This is a genomic window from Ruegeria sp. EL01 (assembly GCF_900313035.1).
In the GTDB taxonomy this organism is placed as follows: domain Bacteria; phylum Pseudomonadota; class Alphaproteobacteria; order Rhodobacterales; family Rhodobacteraceae; genus Ruegeria.
Genome location: NZ_OMPS01000008.1, coordinates 1 through 18673 on the forward strand (window position 1 = coordinate 1; position 18673 = coordinate 18673).

At 54.3% G+C, this 18673-nt stretch carries 21 protein-coding genes; 14 read left to right on the forward strand and 7 right to left on the reverse strand.

Translation table 11 applies throughout. The features are described from left to right. From D9K61_RS05545 to D9K61_RS05565, 5 genes are all read right to left on the reverse strand, one after another. Positions 1 to 1035: cytochrome-c peroxidase (locus D9K61_RS05545; RefSeq protein ID WP_305794195.1), on the reverse strand; the 1035-nt coding region annotated here is incomplete at its 3' end. 42 nt (positions 1036 to 1077) lie between these two features. Beyond that, positions 1078 to 1290 carry a DUF1127 domain-containing protein gene (locus tag D9K61_RS05550; protein WP_120632267.1) on the reverse strand — a complete coding sequence of 71 codons (213 nt, stop codon included), beginning with the start codon at positions 1288 to 1290 and terminating at the stop codon, positions 1078 to 1080. Further along, positions 1287 to 2507 (reverse strand): NAD(P)/FAD-dependent oxidoreductase, encoded by a 1221-nt coding sequence (locus tag D9K61_RS05555; RefSeq protein WP_120632268.1) that lies wholly within the window; start codon positions 2505 to 2507, stop codon positions 1287 to 1289. Before D9K61_RS05555 ends, D9K61_RS05550 begins: the two co-directional genes overlap by 4 nt. Next, positions 2437 to 3612: a trans-aconitate 2-methyltransferase gene (locus D9K61_RS05560; protein ID WP_216825757.1), complete on the reverse strand. Its 1176-nt coding sequence runs from the start codon at positions 3610 to 3612 to the stop codon at positions 2437 to 2439. The genes D9K61_RS05555 and D9K61_RS05560 overlap by 71 nt, the downstream gene beginning before the upstream one ends. A gap of 148 nt (positions 3613 to 3760) precedes the next feature. After that, positions 3761 to 4693, reverse strand: a complete 933-nt coding sequence (locus D9K61_RS05565; protein WP_120632269.1) for a homocysteine S-methyltransferase family protein — start codon at positions 4691 to 4693, stop codon at positions 3761 to 3763. A gap of 168 nt (positions 4694 to 4861) precedes the next feature. Here D9K61_RS05565 and D9K61_RS05570 point away from each other — a divergent pair, with 168 nt between their 5' ends. Next, positions 4862 to 5896: a GlxA family transcriptional regulator gene (locus tag D9K61_RS05570; protein WP_120632270.1), complete on the forward strand. Its 1035-nt coding sequence runs from the start codon at positions 4862 to 4864 to the stop codon at positions 5894 to 5896. Positions 5897 to 6236: 340 nt separating this feature from the next. Here the strand turns inward: D9K61_RS05570 and D9K61_RS05575 are convergent, their stop codons facing one another. After that, positions 6237 to 6833 carry a helix-turn-helix domain-containing protein gene (locus D9K61_RS05575; protein ID WP_216825758.1) on the reverse strand — a complete coding sequence of 199 codons (597 nt, stop codon included), beginning with the start codon at positions 6831 to 6833 and terminating at the stop codon, positions 6237 to 6239. 81 nt (positions 6834 to 6914) lie between these two features. Continuing rightward, complete coding sequence (locus tag D9K61_RS05580; protein ID WP_162946767.1) at positions 6915 to 7568, reverse strand: SDR family NAD(P)-dependent oxidoreductase; 654 nt, start codon at positions 7566 to 7568, stop codon at positions 6915 to 6917. 470 nt (positions 7569 to 8038) lie between these two features. Between D9K61_RS05580 and D9K61_RS05585 the strand changes: the two genes are divergently transcribed. The 13 genes from D9K61_RS05585 to istA all read left to right on the forward strand — a co-directional run. Beyond that, positions 8039 to 9031 carry a LysR family transcriptional regulator gene (locus tag D9K61_RS05585; RefSeq protein WP_120632273.1) on the forward strand — a complete coding sequence of 331 codons (993 nt, stop codon included), beginning with the start codon at positions 8039 to 8041 and terminating at the stop codon, positions 9029 to 9031. A gap of 103 nt (positions 9032 to 9134) precedes the next feature. After that, complete coding sequence (locus D9K61_RS05590; RefSeq protein WP_120632274.1) at positions 9135 to 10070, forward strand: dihydrodipicolinate synthase family protein; 936 nt, start codon at positions 9135 to 9137, stop codon at positions 10068 to 10070. Then, complete coding sequence (locus tag D9K61_RS05595; RefSeq protein ID WP_120632275.1) at positions 10067 to 11062, forward strand: threonine/serine dehydratase; 996 nt, start codon at positions 10067 to 10069, stop codon at positions 11060 to 11062. Before D9K61_RS05590 ends, D9K61_RS05595 begins: the two co-directional genes overlap by 4 nt. After that, positions 11059 to 11448 carry a RidA family protein gene (locus tag D9K61_RS05600; protein ID WP_120632276.1) on the forward strand — a complete coding sequence of 130 codons (390 nt, stop codon included), beginning with the start codon at positions 11059 to 11061 and terminating at the stop codon, positions 11446 to 11448. The genes D9K61_RS05595 and D9K61_RS05600 overlap by 4 nt, the downstream gene beginning before the upstream one ends. Positions 11449 to 11503: 55 nt before the next feature. After that, positions 11504 to 12292, forward strand: coding sequence for an ABC transporter substrate-binding protein (locus tag D9K61_RS05605; protein ID WP_120632283.1), 789 nt, complete (start codon positions 11504 to 11506; stop codon positions 12290 to 12292). Positions 12293 to 12300: 8 nt separating this feature from the next. Next, positions 12301 to 13008 (forward strand): ABC transporter permease, encoded by a 708-nt coding sequence (locus tag D9K61_RS05610; protein WP_120632277.1) that lies wholly within the window; start codon positions 12301 to 12303, stop codon positions 13006 to 13008. Next, entirely contained in the window at positions 13005 to 13703 is a 699-nt protein-coding gene (locus D9K61_RS05615) for an ABC transporter permease (RefSeq protein WP_120632278.1), read from the forward strand. Before D9K61_RS05610 ends, D9K61_RS05615 begins: the two co-directional genes overlap by 4 nt. Positions 13704 to 13727: 24 nt before the next feature. After that, positions 13728 to 14486: an ABC transporter ATP-binding protein gene (locus D9K61_RS05620; protein ID WP_120632279.1), complete on the forward strand. Its 759-nt coding sequence runs from the start codon at positions 13728 to 13730 to the stop codon at positions 14484 to 14486. Between the two features lie 30 nt (positions 14487 to 14516). Further along, positions 14517 to 15488: an agmatinase gene (gene speB / locus D9K61_RS05625; RefSeq protein WP_120632280.1), complete on the forward strand. Its 972-nt coding sequence runs from the start codon at positions 14517 to 14519 to the stop codon at positions 15486 to 15488. Then, positions 15481 to 16263, forward strand: a complete 783-nt coding sequence (locus D9K61_RS05630) for an SDR family NAD(P)-dependent oxidoreductase (RefSeq protein WP_120632284.1) — start codon at positions 15481 to 15483, stop codon at positions 16261 to 16263. Before speB ends, D9K61_RS05630 begins: the two co-directional genes overlap by 8 nt. Further along, a complete protein-coding gene (locus D9K61_RS05635; RefSeq protein ID WP_162946769.1) occupies positions 16260 to 16997 on the forward strand; it encodes an SDR family NAD(P)-dependent oxidoreductase in 738 nt (245 codons plus the stop codon). The genes D9K61_RS05630 and D9K61_RS05635 overlap by 4 nt, the downstream gene beginning before the upstream one ends. Then, positions 16994 to 17890 carry a polysaccharide deacetylase gene (locus D9K61_RS05640; protein WP_120632282.1) on the forward strand — a complete coding sequence of 299 codons (897 nt, stop codon included), beginning with the start codon at positions 16994 to 16996 and terminating at the stop codon, positions 17888 to 17890. Before D9K61_RS05635 ends, D9K61_RS05640 begins: the two co-directional genes overlap by 4 nt. Positions 17891 to 18106: 216 nt before the next feature. Continuing rightward, the coding region (istA, locus tag D9K61_RS05645) for an IS21 family transposase (protein ID WP_120632285.1) at positions 18107 to 18673 on the forward strand (567 nt) is incomplete at its 3' end.

Below are 18673 nucleotides of genomic sequence, written 5' to 3' on the forward strand. Positions count from 1 at the left end.
GTGCAAACCGAAACCAGATTCGCGCCAATAGCTCGTATCCCCGCCGTGCCCTTTGCCCGGGCCAATTTGAGGAACGGCAATGGCATGGAAATCGTGATCCGTCAGCAACGCACCCGAATGGCAGTTTGCGCAGCCGCCTTTGCCATAGAACAGATCTGCCCCTTGGCGGGCTGCGAGAGAAAGGGCTGTGTGATCGCCTGCAATGAAATGATCAAACGCCGTTCGGTCCGAGCGAAACGCCAGCGACTGGAACGCAGCCAGCGCGTTTGCGGCCTGCGCCATCGTGATTTCGTAGTCGCCCGGAAAAGCGGCGCGAAACAGGTCGCGATATTGCGGATTGTCGGCCAACCGTGCGGCGAGCAATTTCCAGGCGTCTGTTACGCGATCTTCTGCAACGGCGGTCGCGACAGGATTTTCATTCTTTTGCCCGGCCATTTCGGCGGCAGAGAGCACCGGAAACATCGCCTGCGCGGCAAGTACGTTGTCCAAACCAACAGGCAGATGTTCGCGGGCCGGGCTCCAGAACCCGCTGTCAAATGTTGCGAGTGGGTCAGGCTCCACTCGCCCATCATGAAACATCGAACGATATTCTTTTGCACCAATGTTCCACAGCGCCTGCGCGTTGCGTGGGATGCGTTCGGTGACCCCATCTGTAGTTCGGCGGTTATGGCCGAAACCTGTGCCGCCTTCGCCAATCGACAGGGCCACTCCATCGCTGGTGCCGCGCGCCGGATCATGACAGGTGCCGCAAGAAATATTGCGATTGCCTGACAGGATCGGGTCGAAAAATAGGTTGCGGCCCAGTTCGACAAGCTCTGGCTTCGGCTTGCCGTCATATAGGAAGTCACTGTCCTCAAGACCCGAAGGCATAACAGGTGGCAGTGGGTTTCCCGGCTGGGCCTGGACAGATGTCAGGACGCCAGCAATCAACAACGTCGTTCCGATTGCTGCAGGCAGAACCAGCGCGGACAACGCCGCAAACGATCCCGCCCTTCCTGCCGGCACGGTTGGTTTTCCTGTCTTGAAAGACGACATTTTACTTTCCCTTTGTCAAAAGGTTTCGAGAGTTACGCGCCCTCAAAGCAGGCGGTAGTGGTCTGCGGTGTCAGACTTCAGGTCGCGCAGATGTTCGAGGCCAACGTCCCGCAAGAGATCGGCGGGCAATTGCGCCAGTTTTCGCAGGTCACGTTTGTTCCTTTGGTGTGCCCGCCACCAGGCAAAGAAATTGACAACGCTTGTCTTCGCGGGACGTCTGCTAGTCAGCCCGTTGGTTTGATCCATCATGGTCATTGCAAAGTTCCTTTCAGAGTAAGCGATTGTGGAGCGCCAAGTTGGGCTGCATGCGTTGTCCGTTGTTCATGCGACAGCGGCGAGGTTTGCGCAGAAATGCTGGTTGCAAGACGGGATGCGCTGACCCCGGCGGCGTAGAAGAAGCCTTCGAATGTCACACCGAACCCGGTGAACCAAAGGCCCGGATTGCGGCTGTCTTGTTGACCTGCCGGGCACAGCGGGTACCCTTGGTTGTCCAGCGCGCCAAGATGGCCAAACAGGTCCTCCAGACCCGTCCGGTATCCCGTTGCACAGATCACCACGTCAGGATCAACTGTGCGGCCGTCAGCCAGTTCAGCAGCGTAGGGCGAGAAGCCGACCGTCTGACCCACGGCCTGGAAGCGACCGTTTTTCAGCGCTTTGACAAACCCGTCATCTAGTGCTGGTGTCACCCCATCGGCAAGCAGGCGTGACCCTCCACCTTTGCGATGTCGGGGCAATCCATGGCGGCGCAGGTTGCCAAAGTTCAACCATTGCATTCCTGCCATCAGCGGATCGAGCGCCCGTCTGGGGGTGCGGGAAAACAATCTGGCCATTCGGTGCATCGGAAACCCAAGTATCCGCGAGGGCAGGATCGAAGGCCCATTTCGGACAGAGATCCAAACCCGCGCAGGATTGGCCCGCGACAAATGGTTCAACACATCCGAGCCGGAGTTCCCGGCACCCACGACAAGCACCTTTTTGCCGTCATAACTTGAAGGTTCCGCGAAATCGGCAGCGTGAATAACTTTGCCGCCAAACTCTTCAAGGCCGGGCCAAATGGGCATGTCGGGCTTTCTTTCGCGCCCGGTAGCGACAATCAGATGAGAGCAGGAATATGTGCCTTTGTTGGTCTCAACCTGCCAACCGCCTTCAAGACGGTGCACCGACTGGACGCAGGTTTCAAAGTGAATATCAGACGCCAATCCGGTTGCATATTCGCTAAGATAATCAACAACCGCATCCCGGGGCAGATAGGTGCCGGGATGACGCGGTTCATGATGACCCGGAAGCCGGGCAAAATGACGGTGAATGTTTAGCCGCAGTTTCGGATGGCGCGCACGCCACGGGTCGGCGACCCGGCTTGAAGCTTCTAGAATTGTAACGGGTATATTGCGGTCACGTAATTCAGTGGCAGCTGCCAACCCAGATAGGCCAGCGCCAATGACGATCGCGGTTTTTGAATTGGAATGTGTCATCTTGAGTCTCCGAAAAAGGGGCGCGTCTAATGGCGCGCAAGGAAGTAGGCGTTAAGCGGATCATGCGGCAGGCGGTGGGTTTGATCTGACCAAAACCCGCGCGGGCGAGGTATTCCTGCGCCGTTTCGACGCCCCACATGGCGCCGAGGCCAGGTCCGCCTTGACCAATGGAAATCGGGGTGCAGTGCATCAGCGAAAGGCTGTAAAGCAGCGGTGCGAACGGGTTTTCGATGTTGGTTTCCAGATCACGCGATCCGCCGATGTCCTGCATCAGGAATACCCCATGTTCAGCCAATGAGTTATAAACAAGATCGAGCAGACCATGCGGGTCTTTTTGATCGTGAACCGCATCGAAGGCCGTGATCAGATCGAAGGTGCCAAGCGATGTCACTTGTGACAGATCCTGACTGCCAAATGACAGGTTCGACAGATCCGCACGCGCTGCTTCGATCTGCGTCTCGGCGAAGGCATCTTCACATAGATCAACACCTATAAAGCGACTGGCGGGAAAGGTCTGGGCCAATGTCAACATTGCCCGACCAGCGCCACATCCAACGTCGAGCACTTCGATGCCGCGTTGAAGGCGCGCAATCAACCCAGGGTCCAGCGGCAATATGTGTTCGATCAGAGCCGACACCACGAGTTGTGCACTGTCCTCGGCCATGACCTCATGAAACCGGCAATAGTCGTGATAATGCGTCCCGGCCCCATCGCGAAACCGCGCAACCATCTGTTCTTCGACTGACGCCATGACGCCGATGAACTGGCAGGTAACAGCCATGTTGTCCGGTTTCGAAGCTGTGGTCAGGACTGCCGCATGTTCCGGGGGCAGGGTGTAGGTCTTGGAATTTGGATCGAAATCAATGACCCCCGAAGTCACCATGACGCCCAGCCATTCCCGCACATAGCGCTCTGCCAGACCTGCTTTCACGGTCAAAGCTGTGGAGGTCACGCCGGGCAAGTCTGCAAGTGTGTCAAACAGGCCCGTTCGGTGCCCGATTGACGTCATCAACGCCAGTGAGGCACCGTTCAGGACACCAACCATTTGCTCTGCAAAGCTCTCAGCCTTGGCATCATCGAATGTTACGGATGTTTGTTCATTCATCGGTTCGCTCCGGTGGTTGTTCAGCAAGTTTTCTTCAACATCTGCTTGGGTTCTGACATCTTGGTCTGAGTCGAGATATGCCGGGAGATGCCGAAATCGGTGAATATCAGACACCTATTGGGTTAACGGCAGATCCCTTGGTTTGATGTCAGCTGGCCAGTGCCGCGCAGATCTGCTCTAGATGTCGGTGATCCGTGCCACAGCATCCGCCGAACACCCGCATGCTTGGCATCAACTGGCGCAATTTTGCGTATTGCGCGCCCAATTCGACCGGGTCTCCATCGTCAAGCGTTTCACAGCAATCAAGCTCTGCATGCGACATACGCGAAGCATTTGCCCGCACGCCTCCAATACGTTGAGCCCAATCGGCACCCTCGGGGATCATGGTGCTAAAGTGATCGGGATGGGCGCAATTGATCATGAAATAGGCGGGCTTTGTCGTGGCTTTTTCATCAACCAACGCGATGGCGTCCTGTATCAACTCGCCTGTTGGCAGTCGCCCATCGGTTTCAAGCGTGAAACTGATGACACAAGGCACACCAAGCTCTGCGGCGGCATTTGCGATGCCAATGGCCTCGGGCACATTGGTGAGTGTTAACGCGCTGATCATGTCAACACCTGAACAGGCAAGTATCCCGGCCTGAAAACCATGATAGGCCTGCGCCTCTTGGACAGTCATGACGGATTTCGGATCATAGCCATCACCGCGTGGGCCGATGATGCCGTTCACAATGACGTTTAGCCCATCACCCAGCGTGCGACGCAGCTCTTTAGCGTCGCGAACAGCCTGATCGTTGACCTGTTGCAGATGGTCCAGATCATGTCCAAGTTCCTGACCCCAATTAGGGTTGGCGCGCCAGGTATAGGTGTCGAGCACGACCCCGACCCGGTTTTGTCGAGCCAGATCAAAGATATCGGAAAAGTACTCTTTAAATGCCGCGCGACCTTCCTCTAGCTGTGCCAGTGGGTAGGCCGCAAAACACGGCATGTTAAAACCCTTCTGAAACAGAAGCCAGGTTTCAAACCCGGCATCTGTCAGAAAAAGTTGGTCAGAAAGATGCGGTAGTTGTCTCGATGTCATTTTACGCTCCATTCAGGCGGTTCAGTTTTGATGAGGGGCAGACTTGTGAGCACATTGGGTGGCGTTGCGCCTGCTCGGACTGTCACATTCAATGCACCGGTATTGCCTGACGAGATCGTGTCGTGATATGCCGATACTTGACTAAATCGGTGAATATCGGACAAATCTATGCTGGATAAGAAAACCACCTGCCGCACAGCGGTTCTGACCATGCCCTGTGTCGGAACATCGACTGCTTATTGTATTCTTGATGCTTTGGCGTCCGTGGGGCGGGACTGGGAAATGCTGCATGGGACCGCACCCAGACCGCCTGTTTTTGACGGAGCACTACTGTCGGTTGATGGCGCGGCTTATGGCGACATCAACGGACGGCGCATTACACCGGATGGATCGTTGGAAAGCTTTGGCACGCCCGATCTTGTGATCATTCCTGATTTTCACTTTGCCCCTGGCACGGGAACGCCGAAAGAGTTTGCGCATTTCATCCCCTGGCTCAGGAAAGCAAAAGACGATGGTGCGTTAATCACTTCGGTCTGTTCCGGAGCCTACTTGCTTGCCGAGGCTGGAATGTTGAATGGCCTCGATGCGACGAGCCACTGGAGTTTCTGCGACATCATCGCGCGTCGGTATCCCGAAATCAAAATGCGCCGCGAGCGTATCCTGATCCCCGCGGGCGACGGGCATCGCATTGTAACTGCGGGTGGCGCGTCAGCCTGGGGCGATCTGGTGCTTTATCTGATTGGGCGCATCGCGGGACCGGATGAGGCGCGCCGCATTGCCAAGATCTACTTGTTGCAGCCCCATAGCGAGGGACAGCTTCACTACGCGTCTCTGACTGCTGGGGCGCAACACGAGGACGCGTTGGTTGCGGATGCTCAGGTTTGGGCCGCAGATAATTACGCCCTTGCCACACCGGTTGCCGCCATGGCTGCGCGAAGCGGCTTGACCGAACGCAGCCTGTTGCGAAGGTTCCGAAAAGCCACAGGCCAAACGCCAGTCGACTATATTCAGACGCTCAGAATTGAGGAAGCCAAGCAGATGCTCGAAACAACCGATCTCCCGATCGACGATATTGCCGAGGAGGTTGGGTATACAGAGCCATCGAGTTTCCGAAATGCCTTCAGGCGATATGTTGGGATGCCTGCATCGACGTATCGCAAGAAGCGTCTATTGCTGATGCCGGTAGATTCCGTGAAGCAATAGCGTCTGTTAGTGGCCATTTCTGGTCCTCTGCTTTTCTAATCATACGGGCGGATCACTTCTTTGGGGGAGGCTCAGGTTTGCTTTCGATCATGCAGGCAAGTCAGGGTTAGCTACGCCCCGAAATTCAGCGGCATCAGATAGGTTGGTGCAGGCATTTGAAGCTACTGAATGGTAGGAATAGCCGCTCTTCGAGTCTTGCGGAAAAGGCTTAACCTACGACTATTGCTGGATCTATCTGTCACTAACTGGCCTCATGTCCGTGGCAAACCTTGTGCCCAACTAGGTCAATTATGTCGCCATATTGTTGAACGAAAACCGTGAAAGCTGGTTCTCTTGTGGATCAGACAACGTCTCCGGGCTTGCGTACCAGAACCGCCAAGTATCTTGTCGGCACTGCTGAAACCTGCTCTGGCCCATGGGCTGTGCGCCCGTCGAAGATCAGTGCATCACCCGCTGACAGTTCCAAGAGTCGCGTGCCGTAGCGGTACTGCAGGCTTCCTTCCAGGACATACAGAAATTCAGTTGCCTGATCGCTGAAACTGGCGCGGTGCTCGCCCACGGCATCCAATGAGACGAGAAATGGTTGTACTGTTTGGACCTGGCCTGCATTGTTGGTCAGCAGCTCATATTCGTGGCTTCCGCCTTTGCCCTGCCGTTCAGTGATCAGGCCCTGACCTTTTGGAACTTGAACCAAAAACCCTTCGTCCTTGAAGCCCCGGAACAGAAAGGAAACCGGGACGCCAAGCGCCTGTGCGATCGCGTCGAGCGAGCTGAGCGAAGGGGATACTTGTGCCGTTTCAATTTTGGATAGGTTCGACACAGAGATTTTGCAAACCGACGACAATTTAGCGATCGTCATCCCCAGAAAACGCCTGCGTTCCCGGACTTGCATCCCCACGAAATCGGAGAGCTTGGTTTCATTACTGTCTTCGCTCACTATCAGTCCTTTCACTCTTACACTCTTGATTCAGGTTTTCAAACGGGAACGACCAGCCATACAGCAGTACCAGTGATTTCATCAGGTGTCGCGATACGCTGCAGCGGGTAGGTGCTTTCGGTCTTTCTCAACTGCTCTTTGTCCTCTGGCAAAATCCGTCCGCACGAGGCCAGGTGCGATTGCGTTGGCACGGATATTATAGCACCCAAGCTCAGTCGCGAGGCTGCGCACCAGCGAGGCTTCGGCTGCCTTGCTCATACCGTAGATAGCCAACCCGTCGGAAGATTGCACACCTGCGATCGACGTCACCAATATGATGCTTCCGTCCTTGCGTTCTTTCATACCGGGGACAAGCTCCTGACACAGAACGAGGTTCGATTTGATACTGGTGTCGATGATTTTGTCGATGGCAGACATCGGCGCTTCCAATGCGGGGCCATAGTATGGGTTCGCCGCGGCATTGCCCACAAAGATGTCGACCCCTCCAAACGCGTCGAGGCTGGCTTTTGCAAGCGCGCGCGCCTCGACTTCTTTAGAGATGTTGTGTGGAACCGCTATCGCCTCGCCTCCGGTCGCTCTGATCTCGTCCACAACCTCCTGACACCGCTCTGGCGTCCGGCTATTGATAAGAAGCTTGGCGCCGGCTTCTGCCATGCGCAAAGCCGTTGCCCGGCCAATTCCACGGGATGCGCCTGTGACCAAAGCAGTTTTGCCTGCGAGGCTGAATATTTCCATACCGGTCTCCTTCGCGTCCATCTTAGCTTGTTCAGGGACTGAATTTGAAGCTGTATTCTCGCTGTATGAAAAAAAAATAGTGACACAGGAAAATATAGCGAAGTCACCTGACAGCGAAGAAGCACTCGGATCTCGACGGTAGCGAACATGCCGTATCAAGCGCGCTGTCTCGATTGAACTCGATCCGCGAGGCGCTCAAGCCATTGGCAATGACATTGGTGCATCACTGGATAGGGCAGGGCGCACGTCTCGCCATCAGTAGACGCTGGACTCCCCATCCGGAAATACCGATGTGCTTTACAGGCATTGCCAGTCCTTTTGGTATTTTGAGGCACTCTGAGTTTTCGTTGAATGTCGCGTTCTTTGTTCGTCATCAAAAACGCCCTTCACCCAAAACTGGGTAATTTACGGGAAGCGGGCCTAGAGTCCGTACATATCTACAGTATGATGAACGAGATCTGCGATCGTGCATGAAGAAGCATGTGGTAGCGCGTTTGACGGTGCAGAAAACTTGTCAATTGGTACAACGGAAAGTGGTCAATTTGGAGAACAGAATTTCGGAACAACCTCGGCTTCAGGATACAGATCTGAAACTCTTGAACGTTTTCGCTCATGTGGCTGAAGCAGGAGGGTTCTCAGCGGCTCAATACAATTTGAATATGAGCCTGTCTACGATTAGCACAGCGATTTCAAATCTCGAAACCCGATTGGGATTTCGTCTGTGTGACCGAGGCCGAAGCGGATTTCAACTGACTGAGGGCGGCCATCTGGTCTATTCCCAGTTAAAGCCTTTGAGTGCTGCTTTGATTGGTTTCGAAAAGTCGATCGAAGCCTTCAAAGGGGATCTGCGCGGTCAGGTCAACATCGCGATGGATGACGCGATTCTAACGAATTTACGGTGTCCCATCTACAAGGTCATCCGCAGTTTTGCGACCATGGCTCCGGATGTTGAGCTCAACATAGCGGTTATGAATGCTCCGCAGATGGAGCGCGCGCTGTTGGACAATGAACTGAATGTGGCGATCGGTCCGTTTCGAGAAATTTCGAGCCCATTGGACGCGGTCGTGATCTATAATGAGATGCAACTTTTGTGCTGCGGTAAAACCCATGAAGCTTTTGGTGTCGAAGATAAAGACGAACTGGCTGAGATCGTCGCGAACACCAATTTTTCCGCCCGAAAGTTTGATGACAATCACCAGGTGCGTAAACCTGCGGCATTTTCCAAGAGCGCTACGGCTTCGACGGTTGAGGCAATGCTGGGCATGGTTCTGAGTGGCGGCTATTTGGGGTATCTACCCAGACACGCCTGCGAACATTGGATCGAGCGTCAGGAAATTTGGCCGCTTCTGCCAGAAATTTATGCCTACGGAACTGATATCAAAGTCGCTTATCGCAAGGTTCACAACGATCAGCGAGTCGCATTGTTTCTGAAAGGCTTGGCGGCGGTGCAGGCGGAAATCTGACTTTTACTTTAGTTCTACAAAAGTGAACTTCTGAAAGTATTGATTTAAATACTATCTGATCCTTCCATAGTGATCTCCTATCAATCAGGAGTATCAGTAGGATATGGGCAACTTGCCATCAGTTTGCGCTGCATCTGTAGTTCCGGTTACGTCCGAAGGCGTCATCGATTGTGAAGCACTGCTTGAGCATTGCAAATGGCTTTTGGAAAATGGCTGCGATGGCGTGGTGCTGTTTGGTACAACCGGCGAGGCCCCTTCCTTTGGTATGAGGGAACGCAAGGAGACGCTGGAATTTCTGGTCTCTTCGGGCATAGCGGCGGATCGATTGATAGTTGGGACTGGCTGTTGTTCGGTGGCGGACACGGCTCTCCTCAGCTTACATGCTCTTGAATCGGGATGTGCCGGTGTGCTGGTTCACCCGCCGTATTTCTTCCGCCCCGCATCCGACAGTGGCGTGTTCCAATTTTTTGTCGAGCTGATCAACACACTGGGCGATGCGGCGCGTGATGTTATTTTTTATCACTTCCCCGAGGCGACAGGCGCGCCCATAAACGCCGATGTTATTTCGCGATTGATCGAGAGATTTCCTGATGTTTTCGTCGGGATCAAGGACAGCACCGGGTCGTTGGATAACATGGTGAGTTTGGTCAGGAAATTCCCGACACTCCAGGTCTTTTCCGGTGACGATGACTTGTTGTGGCCTCTGCTGGAGGTTGGTGGGCATGGGGCGATCACTGCCACCGCCAACTTGACACCGAACCTACTTGCGCAAGTCAGGGCCGAATGGTCGACAAATTCTGCTGAGGTTCAGGAAGCGCAGGACCTTCTTGTCCGGCTGTGGTCGGAAACGCTGCTGAAATTTCCGATCAGCGAGGCCGTTAAAGATATCATCTCTTCTATTTCCGGTGAAGAAGGTTGGCGCACGCTTCGACCACCACTCACACCGTTACCCGAAGCGCGCCGTGAACAGCTTCTGGAAATGCTCGCACCGTTAACTTCACATCTGCCTGCAGGTCTGGGAAAAGGTATTCGGGAATGACATCTCCTGCCAGCTACATCCCGCTTCAAGACATCATGCAGGCCCGGCGACGGATTGATCCGATAATCCGCCGAACACCGCTGGTGTTTTCCGAGAGCCTATCGGAGCGCGCGGGTTTTGAGATCTGGCTGAAGCTTGAAAACTTGCAAGTGACGGGAAGCTTCAAGCTGCGAGGAGCGTCTAACCGCATTCTGCAGCTATCCGATGAAGAGAAAGAGCGCGGAATTATTGCGGTCTCCAGCGGGAATCATGGGCGGGCGGTGGCATATATGGCGAAACGTCTGGGTATCCAGGCGCGGATTGTTGTGTGCAAGCTTTGCCCCGACAACAAACGCAAAGCCATGAGGTCTTACGGTGGTGAAGTGATTGTACACGGCGACACTCAGGACGATGCACAGGCCCATGCGGAGCAGTTGATCGAAAATTACGGATACACGTGGGCTGACCCCTATGATGATTTGCGGGTGATTGCAGGACAGGGAACCATAGCCCTTGAGGCGCTTACGGACCTGCCCGACGCGGATATGATTGTTGCTCCGTTGTCGGGCGGCGGATTGTTGTCCGGTATCGCGTTGGCGGCGAAATCAATCTCGCCGTCAATTTCTGTTGTCGGATCGTCGATGGAAATCGAACCAGGGATGGTTCGCAGCCTTGAAGCAGGCAAACCCGTGCATGTCGAAGAGTTCCCAAGTCTGGCAAGTTGCATCACCGGTGCAATTGGGATGCGTAACACACACACATTCCCGATCGTGCGCGATTTCATGGACAAAGCAGTGTTGGTGTCCGAAGAGAGTCTGGCCCCTGAAATGCATCGTTTTGCAGACAGTGAAGGCCAGATCGTTGAGGGCGGGTCCATTACGTCAGTGATCGCCGCACTCGGCCCTGAAGTCCGCGAACTTGCTCCTAAACGGGCTGTCGTTGTTGTCAGCGGTCGCAACATTGACCTACCGACATTCCTCTCAGCCATAAACAGGGATGATCCAGCGCAATGAATCAGTCCAAAAAAGTCATCGAACATGGTGCTCCCAGTGAAGAAGATCTGCCCTATTCTACTTACGTTCGTGCGGGCGATTACGTCTATGTTTCCGGGCTTGTTGGATTTGGAAGTGATGGTCAGATCGTTGCTGGTGGGGTTGGCGCAGAAACACACCAAATCATGGCTGATGCCAAGCGTATTCTGGCCAATGCGGGATGTGTGTTGTCAGACCTAATCAAAACCAACATTTGCCTGCCGAATGCAGATGATTTTGACACTTTCAATGCGGCTTACGCCGAATACTTCAGCTCCAAGGCCCCCGCGCGCGCAACGATTTGCGCCGGGTTGACCATCAACGCAGCTGTTGAAATCGAGTTCATCGCCTACAGCCCTGTTGGCTAAACGCGATCAAGACGCCGCCAGATCAATCAGGGCGGCAACAAATGAGGAGGAAAAAATGAAATTCAAGACAACCATCGCAAAAGGTGCAGCCGTTGCAGCCCTCTTATTTGCCGGCGCCGCGCAGGCGCAAGACAATCTTCGGCTCGGGACCGAAGGTGCGTTTCCACCCTTTAACTTTATCGACTCGTCGGGTGAACTGGCAGGGTTTGATGTTGATATCGGGTTGGCGCTTTGCGCAGAGATGGGTCGCACATGTGATTTGGTCGCGCAGGATTGGGATGGGATCATCCCGGGTCTGATCGCCAATAAATATGATTTCGTGATTGCCTCGATGTTCATCACAGAAGAGCGTAAAAAACAGGTTGCTTTCTCTGACCCGTATTATCTGGCAGCGATGAGCTTTGTTGCCGCCAAGGACGCGGGAATCACCGACTTTTCCACTGAAGCACTGTCCGGCATGACATTTGGCGCTCAAAGCGGCACGACGCAGGCTGACTTTATTCAGGCTGTTTATCCCGAAGCCGATCTACGTCTCTATGCGAGCCAGGATGATGCCAATCTGGACATGGCCAGCGGCCGTCTTGACCTGATGGTAGGAGATACAATTCCGCTGTCTGATTGGACACTTAAAACAGATGATGGTGCGTGCTGCGAAATCATCGGCGAACCGATCACAGATCCAGAGTTTGTTGGAGATGGCGTTGGCATCGCGATCCGTCAGGAAGATACCGAACTGGTCGAAGCTATCAACACCGCACTTGCTGCGATTATCGAGAATGGCACCTACAAGGAAATCAACGACAAGTACTTTGATATCAACGTTCGCACCATGAAAGCGGAATAATATATCGCATGTTTGATCTGTTTGCATATGGAGACGCGGGATGGGGGGATGAGCTGCTTGCTGGCCTCGGCATCACGCTGCAACTCGCATTGCTGGCACTACCCTTGGGCCTGTTGCTCGGGTTTGCCTTTTCCACGCTGTCTCTCGCAAACTCAGGCTCCCTACGGTTGGTCGCGCGTCTTTACACGACAACGATGCGCGGCCTTCCGGAAATCCTGACGCTGTTTGTAATATACAACGGCGTCGGGGTCTTACTCAATTTAGTCATGAAATCTATTGGGGCAGATCCTGTTGAATTCTCCCCGATGTTAGCAGGTGTCATTGCACTTGGTATGGTTTTTGGCGCTTTTGCCGCTGAAGTACTGCGCGGCGCGTTTCAATCACTTGATCCTGGTCAGACAGAAGCAGCTCAGGCCATCGGCATGACGCCGATGCAGATTTTCACCCGTGTTAAGGTTCCGCAGGTCTGGCGGTTTGCTTTGCCCGGATTGGGCAACCTGTGGATCAACCTTTTGAAAGATACTGCGTTGGTGTCGGTGATCGCGCTGGACGACCTCATGAGAATGACAAAGGTTGCTGCGGGCTTTACCAAGCTCCCGTTCAACTTCTACCTGGCCGCGTGCCTGATCTACTGGATTCTTTGTCTGATTTCTGAGGCTGGTCTGGCGAAAATGGAACGTCATGCCAACCGCGGTGTTCGGAGGGCAGGATCGTGAACCCAATCGAGCTACTCATACAATACTGGCCCAATTACCTTGAAGGTTTGTGGGTGACAGTCCAGCTGGCGGGCGTCGGTGCAATCCTAGCGGCTTTCCTTGCCCCAATGCTCGCCATCGTGCGCCTGAATGGGCATCCGGTGTTCAGTATCCCGGTCCGCATCTATGTATCATTTATTCGTGGCACGCCGATGCTGGCGCAGCTTTTTCTCATCTACTACGGTTCAGGGCAGTTTCGGCCTTTCCTTCAGGAATGGGGGCTTTGGTCGTTTTTTCGTGAACCCTATAACTGTGCGATGCTGACCTTTGTCATCAGCTCAACCGCATATCAGATTGAGATTTTGCGCGGTGGTCTTATGGGCGTCCCCGCCGGTGAAGTCGAAGCGGCGAAAGCCGTGGGTATGTCTCCGGTTTCACTGTACCGCCGGGTGATTTTTCCACATGCTTATCGGATAGCATGGCCGGCGCTTGGCAACGAAGTCATTCTGCTGATCAAGGCCAGTGCTTTGGCAAGTGTTGTCACGATCTTTGATCTTCTGGGCGAGACCCGGCTGATCTTCTCGAAAACTTTCGATCTGTCCGCCTATCTCTGGGCTGCGTTGCTGTATTTGGCGCTGACTGCAGTCCTTGTTTGGGGATGGCGACGGGCGGAAATACTGCTGAGTCCGCAGTTCTTCAAATCTGGCCGCACATAACATGAAAACCAAGGAGGGGCTGTCATGAAGGAACAAGAAGCGGTCGTAATAGCCGAAGGCATTCGTAAATCCTTTGGTGCGGTCGAAGTGCTGAAGGGCATTGATCTTACGGCGCATGCACACGATGTGATTTCGATCCTCGGTTCAAGTGGCTCGGGCAAAAGCACGTTTCTGCGGTGTCTGAATGCGTTGGAAGTTCCCTCAGCGGGCCGCATTCACGTGCATGGTGAAGAGGTCCTTTTCAAGGATGGGCGCCCCGCTGATCGCAAGGCAGTAGAGCGACTTCGCCAACGGTTGGGAATGGTGTTTCAGCAATTCAATCTGTGGACCCACCGATCTGTCATCGAAAATGTGATGGAAGGTCCAATTCATGTGTTGGGAAAAGGGAAAAAAGAAGCGCGGGAACAAGCTGAACATATCTTGAATCGCGTCGGCCTGAGTGAGCGTATGGATATGTACCCCTCTGCGCTATCTGGCGGTCAACAACAGCGAGTTGCGATTGCGCGTGCACTTGCCATGGAGCCAGACGCAATTCTTTTTGACGAACCAACATCTGCGCTTGATCCAGAATTGGTCGGCGAAGTTTTGAAAGTTATGAACGAACTTGCCAGTGAAGGCCGCACGATGATCATCGTGACCCATGAAATGGCTTTTGCCCGCGACGTATCTACAGACGTAATCTTTCTACATCAGGGTGAGATCGCCGAGCGTGGAGCACCCGAGAAAATGTTTTCAAATCCAGATACCGAAGTGTTTGCGAACTTCATCTCGGACTTCAATTAACAACGGCATCTGAAATCAGGACGACAATACATGAGCGAACACGGATATGAAGCCGGACGGTTGAACTTGCCCTTTGTCGGCATCTCAACCTTTGGAAAATTCCCCTATGTGCAGGACTGGGATGCGATTGATGCCGATGTCGCCGTGCTGGGTGCCCCATATGATTTCGGCACGCAGTTCCGGTCAGGTGCGCGATTTGGACCCCGCTCAATTCGCGAAGCCTCGACACTGTTTTCCTTTGGTCATGGCGGCGCATATGACCACGAGGACGACATCACCTACATGCCGGCGGGCGAAGTAAAAGTCGTCGATATTGGTGATGCAGATATCGTTCATACCGATACGATGAAAAGCCACGCCAACATTGAGTATGGTGTGCGTCAGATCCTAAAAGCAGGCGCGATTCCGATAACGCTTGGCGGCGATCATTCGATCAATATTCCATGTGTTAATGCCTTTGACGAACAAGAACCTATCCATATCGTGCAGATCGACGCTCATCTGGATTTTGTCGATGAACGCCACGGTGTGCGTTACGGTCACGGCAACCCAATGCGGCGCGCTGCCGAAAAGCCATATGTGACGGGATTGAGCCAGATTGGCATCCGAAACGTCTCGTCCACCGCCAAAGAAGGTTATGACGATGCCCGCGCCATGGGGTCCGACATTCTTTCGGTTCGGCAATTCCGCAAGCTGGGGGTTGATAAAGTTCTGTCACGTATTCCAGAAGGCGTCCGCTACTACGTGACCATCGACATTGATGGGTTTGATCCCTCGATCGCACCGGGCACCGGTACACCCAGCCATGGCGGATTTCTTTATTATGAGATTTTGGAGCTGCTCGACGGGTTGTGCAAACGGGGCAATATTGTCGGGCTTGACCTGGTGGAGGTTGCACCGGATTACGATCACACCGGCACCACGGCCATTCTTGCGGCCCAGATCCTTATGAACACCATTGGTCGGATGTTGCATCACAGCGATGATGGCAACGATGGCTGACCCAACATACGACTATTCAGGCAAAACCGTGATGGTTACCGGCGGAAGCCGGGGCATCGGGCTTGGTATTGCTCAAGGTTTTGCTATGTCTCAGGCAGACGTGTTTCTGCTGGCAAATGATCCCAAGGTGTCTGAGGTGGCCGCCTCACTGAGCGCCCAAACCGGCGCAAGTGTCACAGGCATCGACTGCGATATTACCGACAGTAAGGGTGTGCAGCAGGCGCTTGCCCCAGTTGAAAGCATTGATGTATTGATCAACAACGCCGGGCTCGAGCGTATTACGCCTCTTCTGGACGAAGACGATGCTGTTGAAGATATGTTCCGCCGGATCGTCGACATCAACGTGATGGGCACATTTCTGATGACACGGCACGCAGCCCGGAAAATGGGGGCTGGTGGTCGCGTCATCCTAACCGGGTCAATTTGGAGCCGAACTGCAGTGCCCGGGTTCTCGGCATATTGTTGTACCAAACATGCCAATCTGGGCTTCATGCGATCCATCGCGCATGAATTGGGACCAAAGGGTATTACTGTTAATGCGGTCTGCCCGGGCTGGGTTAAAACCGAAGCCTCAATGTTGTCGCTGAAAAACATGTCGCTTCAGACCGGGCGAAGCGAGGATGACCTTTTGGCAGAGATCACCGGTGCGCAAGTCATCGACGGCTTGATGGAACCGCAAGACATGGCTTCTACCTATCTATACTTGGCTTCCGACGCTGCCAGAAACATCACTGGACAAGCATGGAATGTGGACCGCGGCGAGGTGATGGCGTGATCAGCGTTTCTGGTAAATCCGTCCTGGTCACAGGGGCCTTTGGTGGCATCGGCGCGGCTGTGGCCAAAACCTATGGTGCGGCGGGCGCACAGGTTCTATGCGCTGACATTAAAGACACGGCGGCAACCGTCGAACATATTACCAAGTCCGGCGACCGGGCAGCTTCGGTTCAGTGTGACGTCTCAAGCCCGGAGTCTGTGAACGAGACGATGGAGCGACTGGCCAATGTCTTTGGACTTGCAGATGCTGTGGTTCATTGCGCAGGTATCATTCATGAGCGCCCGCTACTGGAAACTCCTATCGAGGAGTTTGATCAGGTCATCGCCATCAACCTTCGCGGAAGCTTTCTGATCGGCCAAGCGGCTATTTTGCAAATGAGCGGCCGGGGTGGAAAGGTCATTCTGACCTCTTCGGATCTCGGTTATTCCGGACGCGAGACCTTTTCGCCTTATGTCGCTTCAAAGCACGGTGTGATGGGGCTTGTGCGGTCTTGGTCTAAGGAATTCGCCCCGCAGATCACTGTCAATGCTTTGTGCCCCGGTCCAATCGATACGGACATGTTGGGTGCAGAACAGATGACCGACGAATGGCGCCGCAAGGAACTTGATATTCCGGCGGGGCGGTTTGGAACGCCTCAGGAAGTGGCGGAAATGGCTCTGTTTCTGGGCAGCGACCGGGCTAATTTCATCACCGGCCAGGGTATCGGCATTAACGGTGGGAGTGTAATGCCATGATTAATAACCCTATCCCTTGGCCAAACGGTGCGAAGTGCGCGGCCTGTGTTACATTTGATATGGATGCAGACAGTCTTATTCATATCGCACACCCGAATGACGGGCACCGAAGGTTGTCAGGCATTTCGATGCTGCAGTACGGGCCAAAAGTCGCAATCGCCCGCATCGTCGAAACCTACCGTCTGCTTGGCCTTCGCCAGACGTTCTACATCCCTGCATGGTGCATCGAGCGCTATCCTGACGCTGTCGAAACAATCCTTGAGGGTGGGCATGAGATAGCTCACCACGGGTATCTGCACGAACACCCGAACGAACTGCCGCCGGAAGAAGAGGCGTATTGGTTAGATCGGGGCATAGAGGTGATCGTGAAAGCCACTGGCCAGCGCCCTCGCGGTTGGCGTGCACCGCTTTATAACATATCTGATGCTTCGCCCGCGCTGTTGGTGGATCGCGGGTTTGAATACGACGCCTCGTTGATGGGTGATGACATTCCCTACCTCCTCAAGACCCAGAATGGATCACTGGTTGAGCTGCCAACCCACTGGGGTATGGATGACTGGCCGCAGTATGTTCAATCGGCTGATCTGGACTACATGATGCCAATTCGCGCGCCGCGCACCGGTTTCGACGCATTTCGGCAGGAATACGAGGTTATCAAGAAATACGGTGGCCTTTGGGTGCCGGTTGTCCACCCGTTTGCAACTGGTCGACTGGCTCGCTGGGAAGTATTTGCAGAATTTCTGGAACAAGAGGTCAGCACGGGCGAAACGTGGTTTGCTCCGATGGAAGAAATTGCTGCCTACATACGAACTTTGGAGCAAGCCGGAGAAATACCACTGCGGACTGAAACTGTACCGCCTTACACTGGGCCTGTCAGAGTTGTCAGGAATTAGCGCGAGCATTGTTTGTCTTTCCGGATAAATGCCAGCCTTGCCATTGGTCACTGGCAGAGGCTCTGTCGCACAATTAGCATGAGAGGTGAGGCACGTGAGAACGGCGGTGAGAAAGTCGACCACGGAAGCGGCGGGATGACCCTGCTGCGGGCGGCGTAAAAGTCGTCCATCTTTGCCCTTCTTTTCGTAACGGAGGGGGGCGGGAGGATCTTTTCCGTGGATTTGTATCGTAAAGTTCGTCTGGCCTGTGCCGAGGGCATGAGCCAGCGAGAAGCGGCCCGGCATTTCGGGATATCTCGTGACAGCGTTCGCAAGATTTTGGCGTTTTCGGTCCCGCCCGGCTACCGGCGGTCAGCACCGATCCGGCGGCCCAAGCTGGATGGGTTCACCGGGATCATTGATCAATGGTTGTCGGAAGATCGGCAACGACCGCGCAAACAGCGGCATACGGCCAAGCGGATCTGCGAGCGACTGCGTGATGAGCATGGCTTCGAGGGTGGTTACACCATCATCAAGGATTATGTTCGGGAACATGGTCGACGGCATCGCGAGATGTTCGTACCGCTTAACCATGCACCCGGCCATGCTCAGGCCGACTTCGGCGAAGCAATGGTGGTGATCGGAGGCATTGAGCAGAAGGCTCACTTCTTTGCCTTGGATCTGCCGCATAGCGACGCCTGCTACGTCCGGGCCTATCCGGCGGCGACGGCCGAGGCCTGGATGGACGGGCACGTTCATGCCTTTAGGTTCTTCGGGGCCGTTCCGCAGTCGATCCTGTACGAC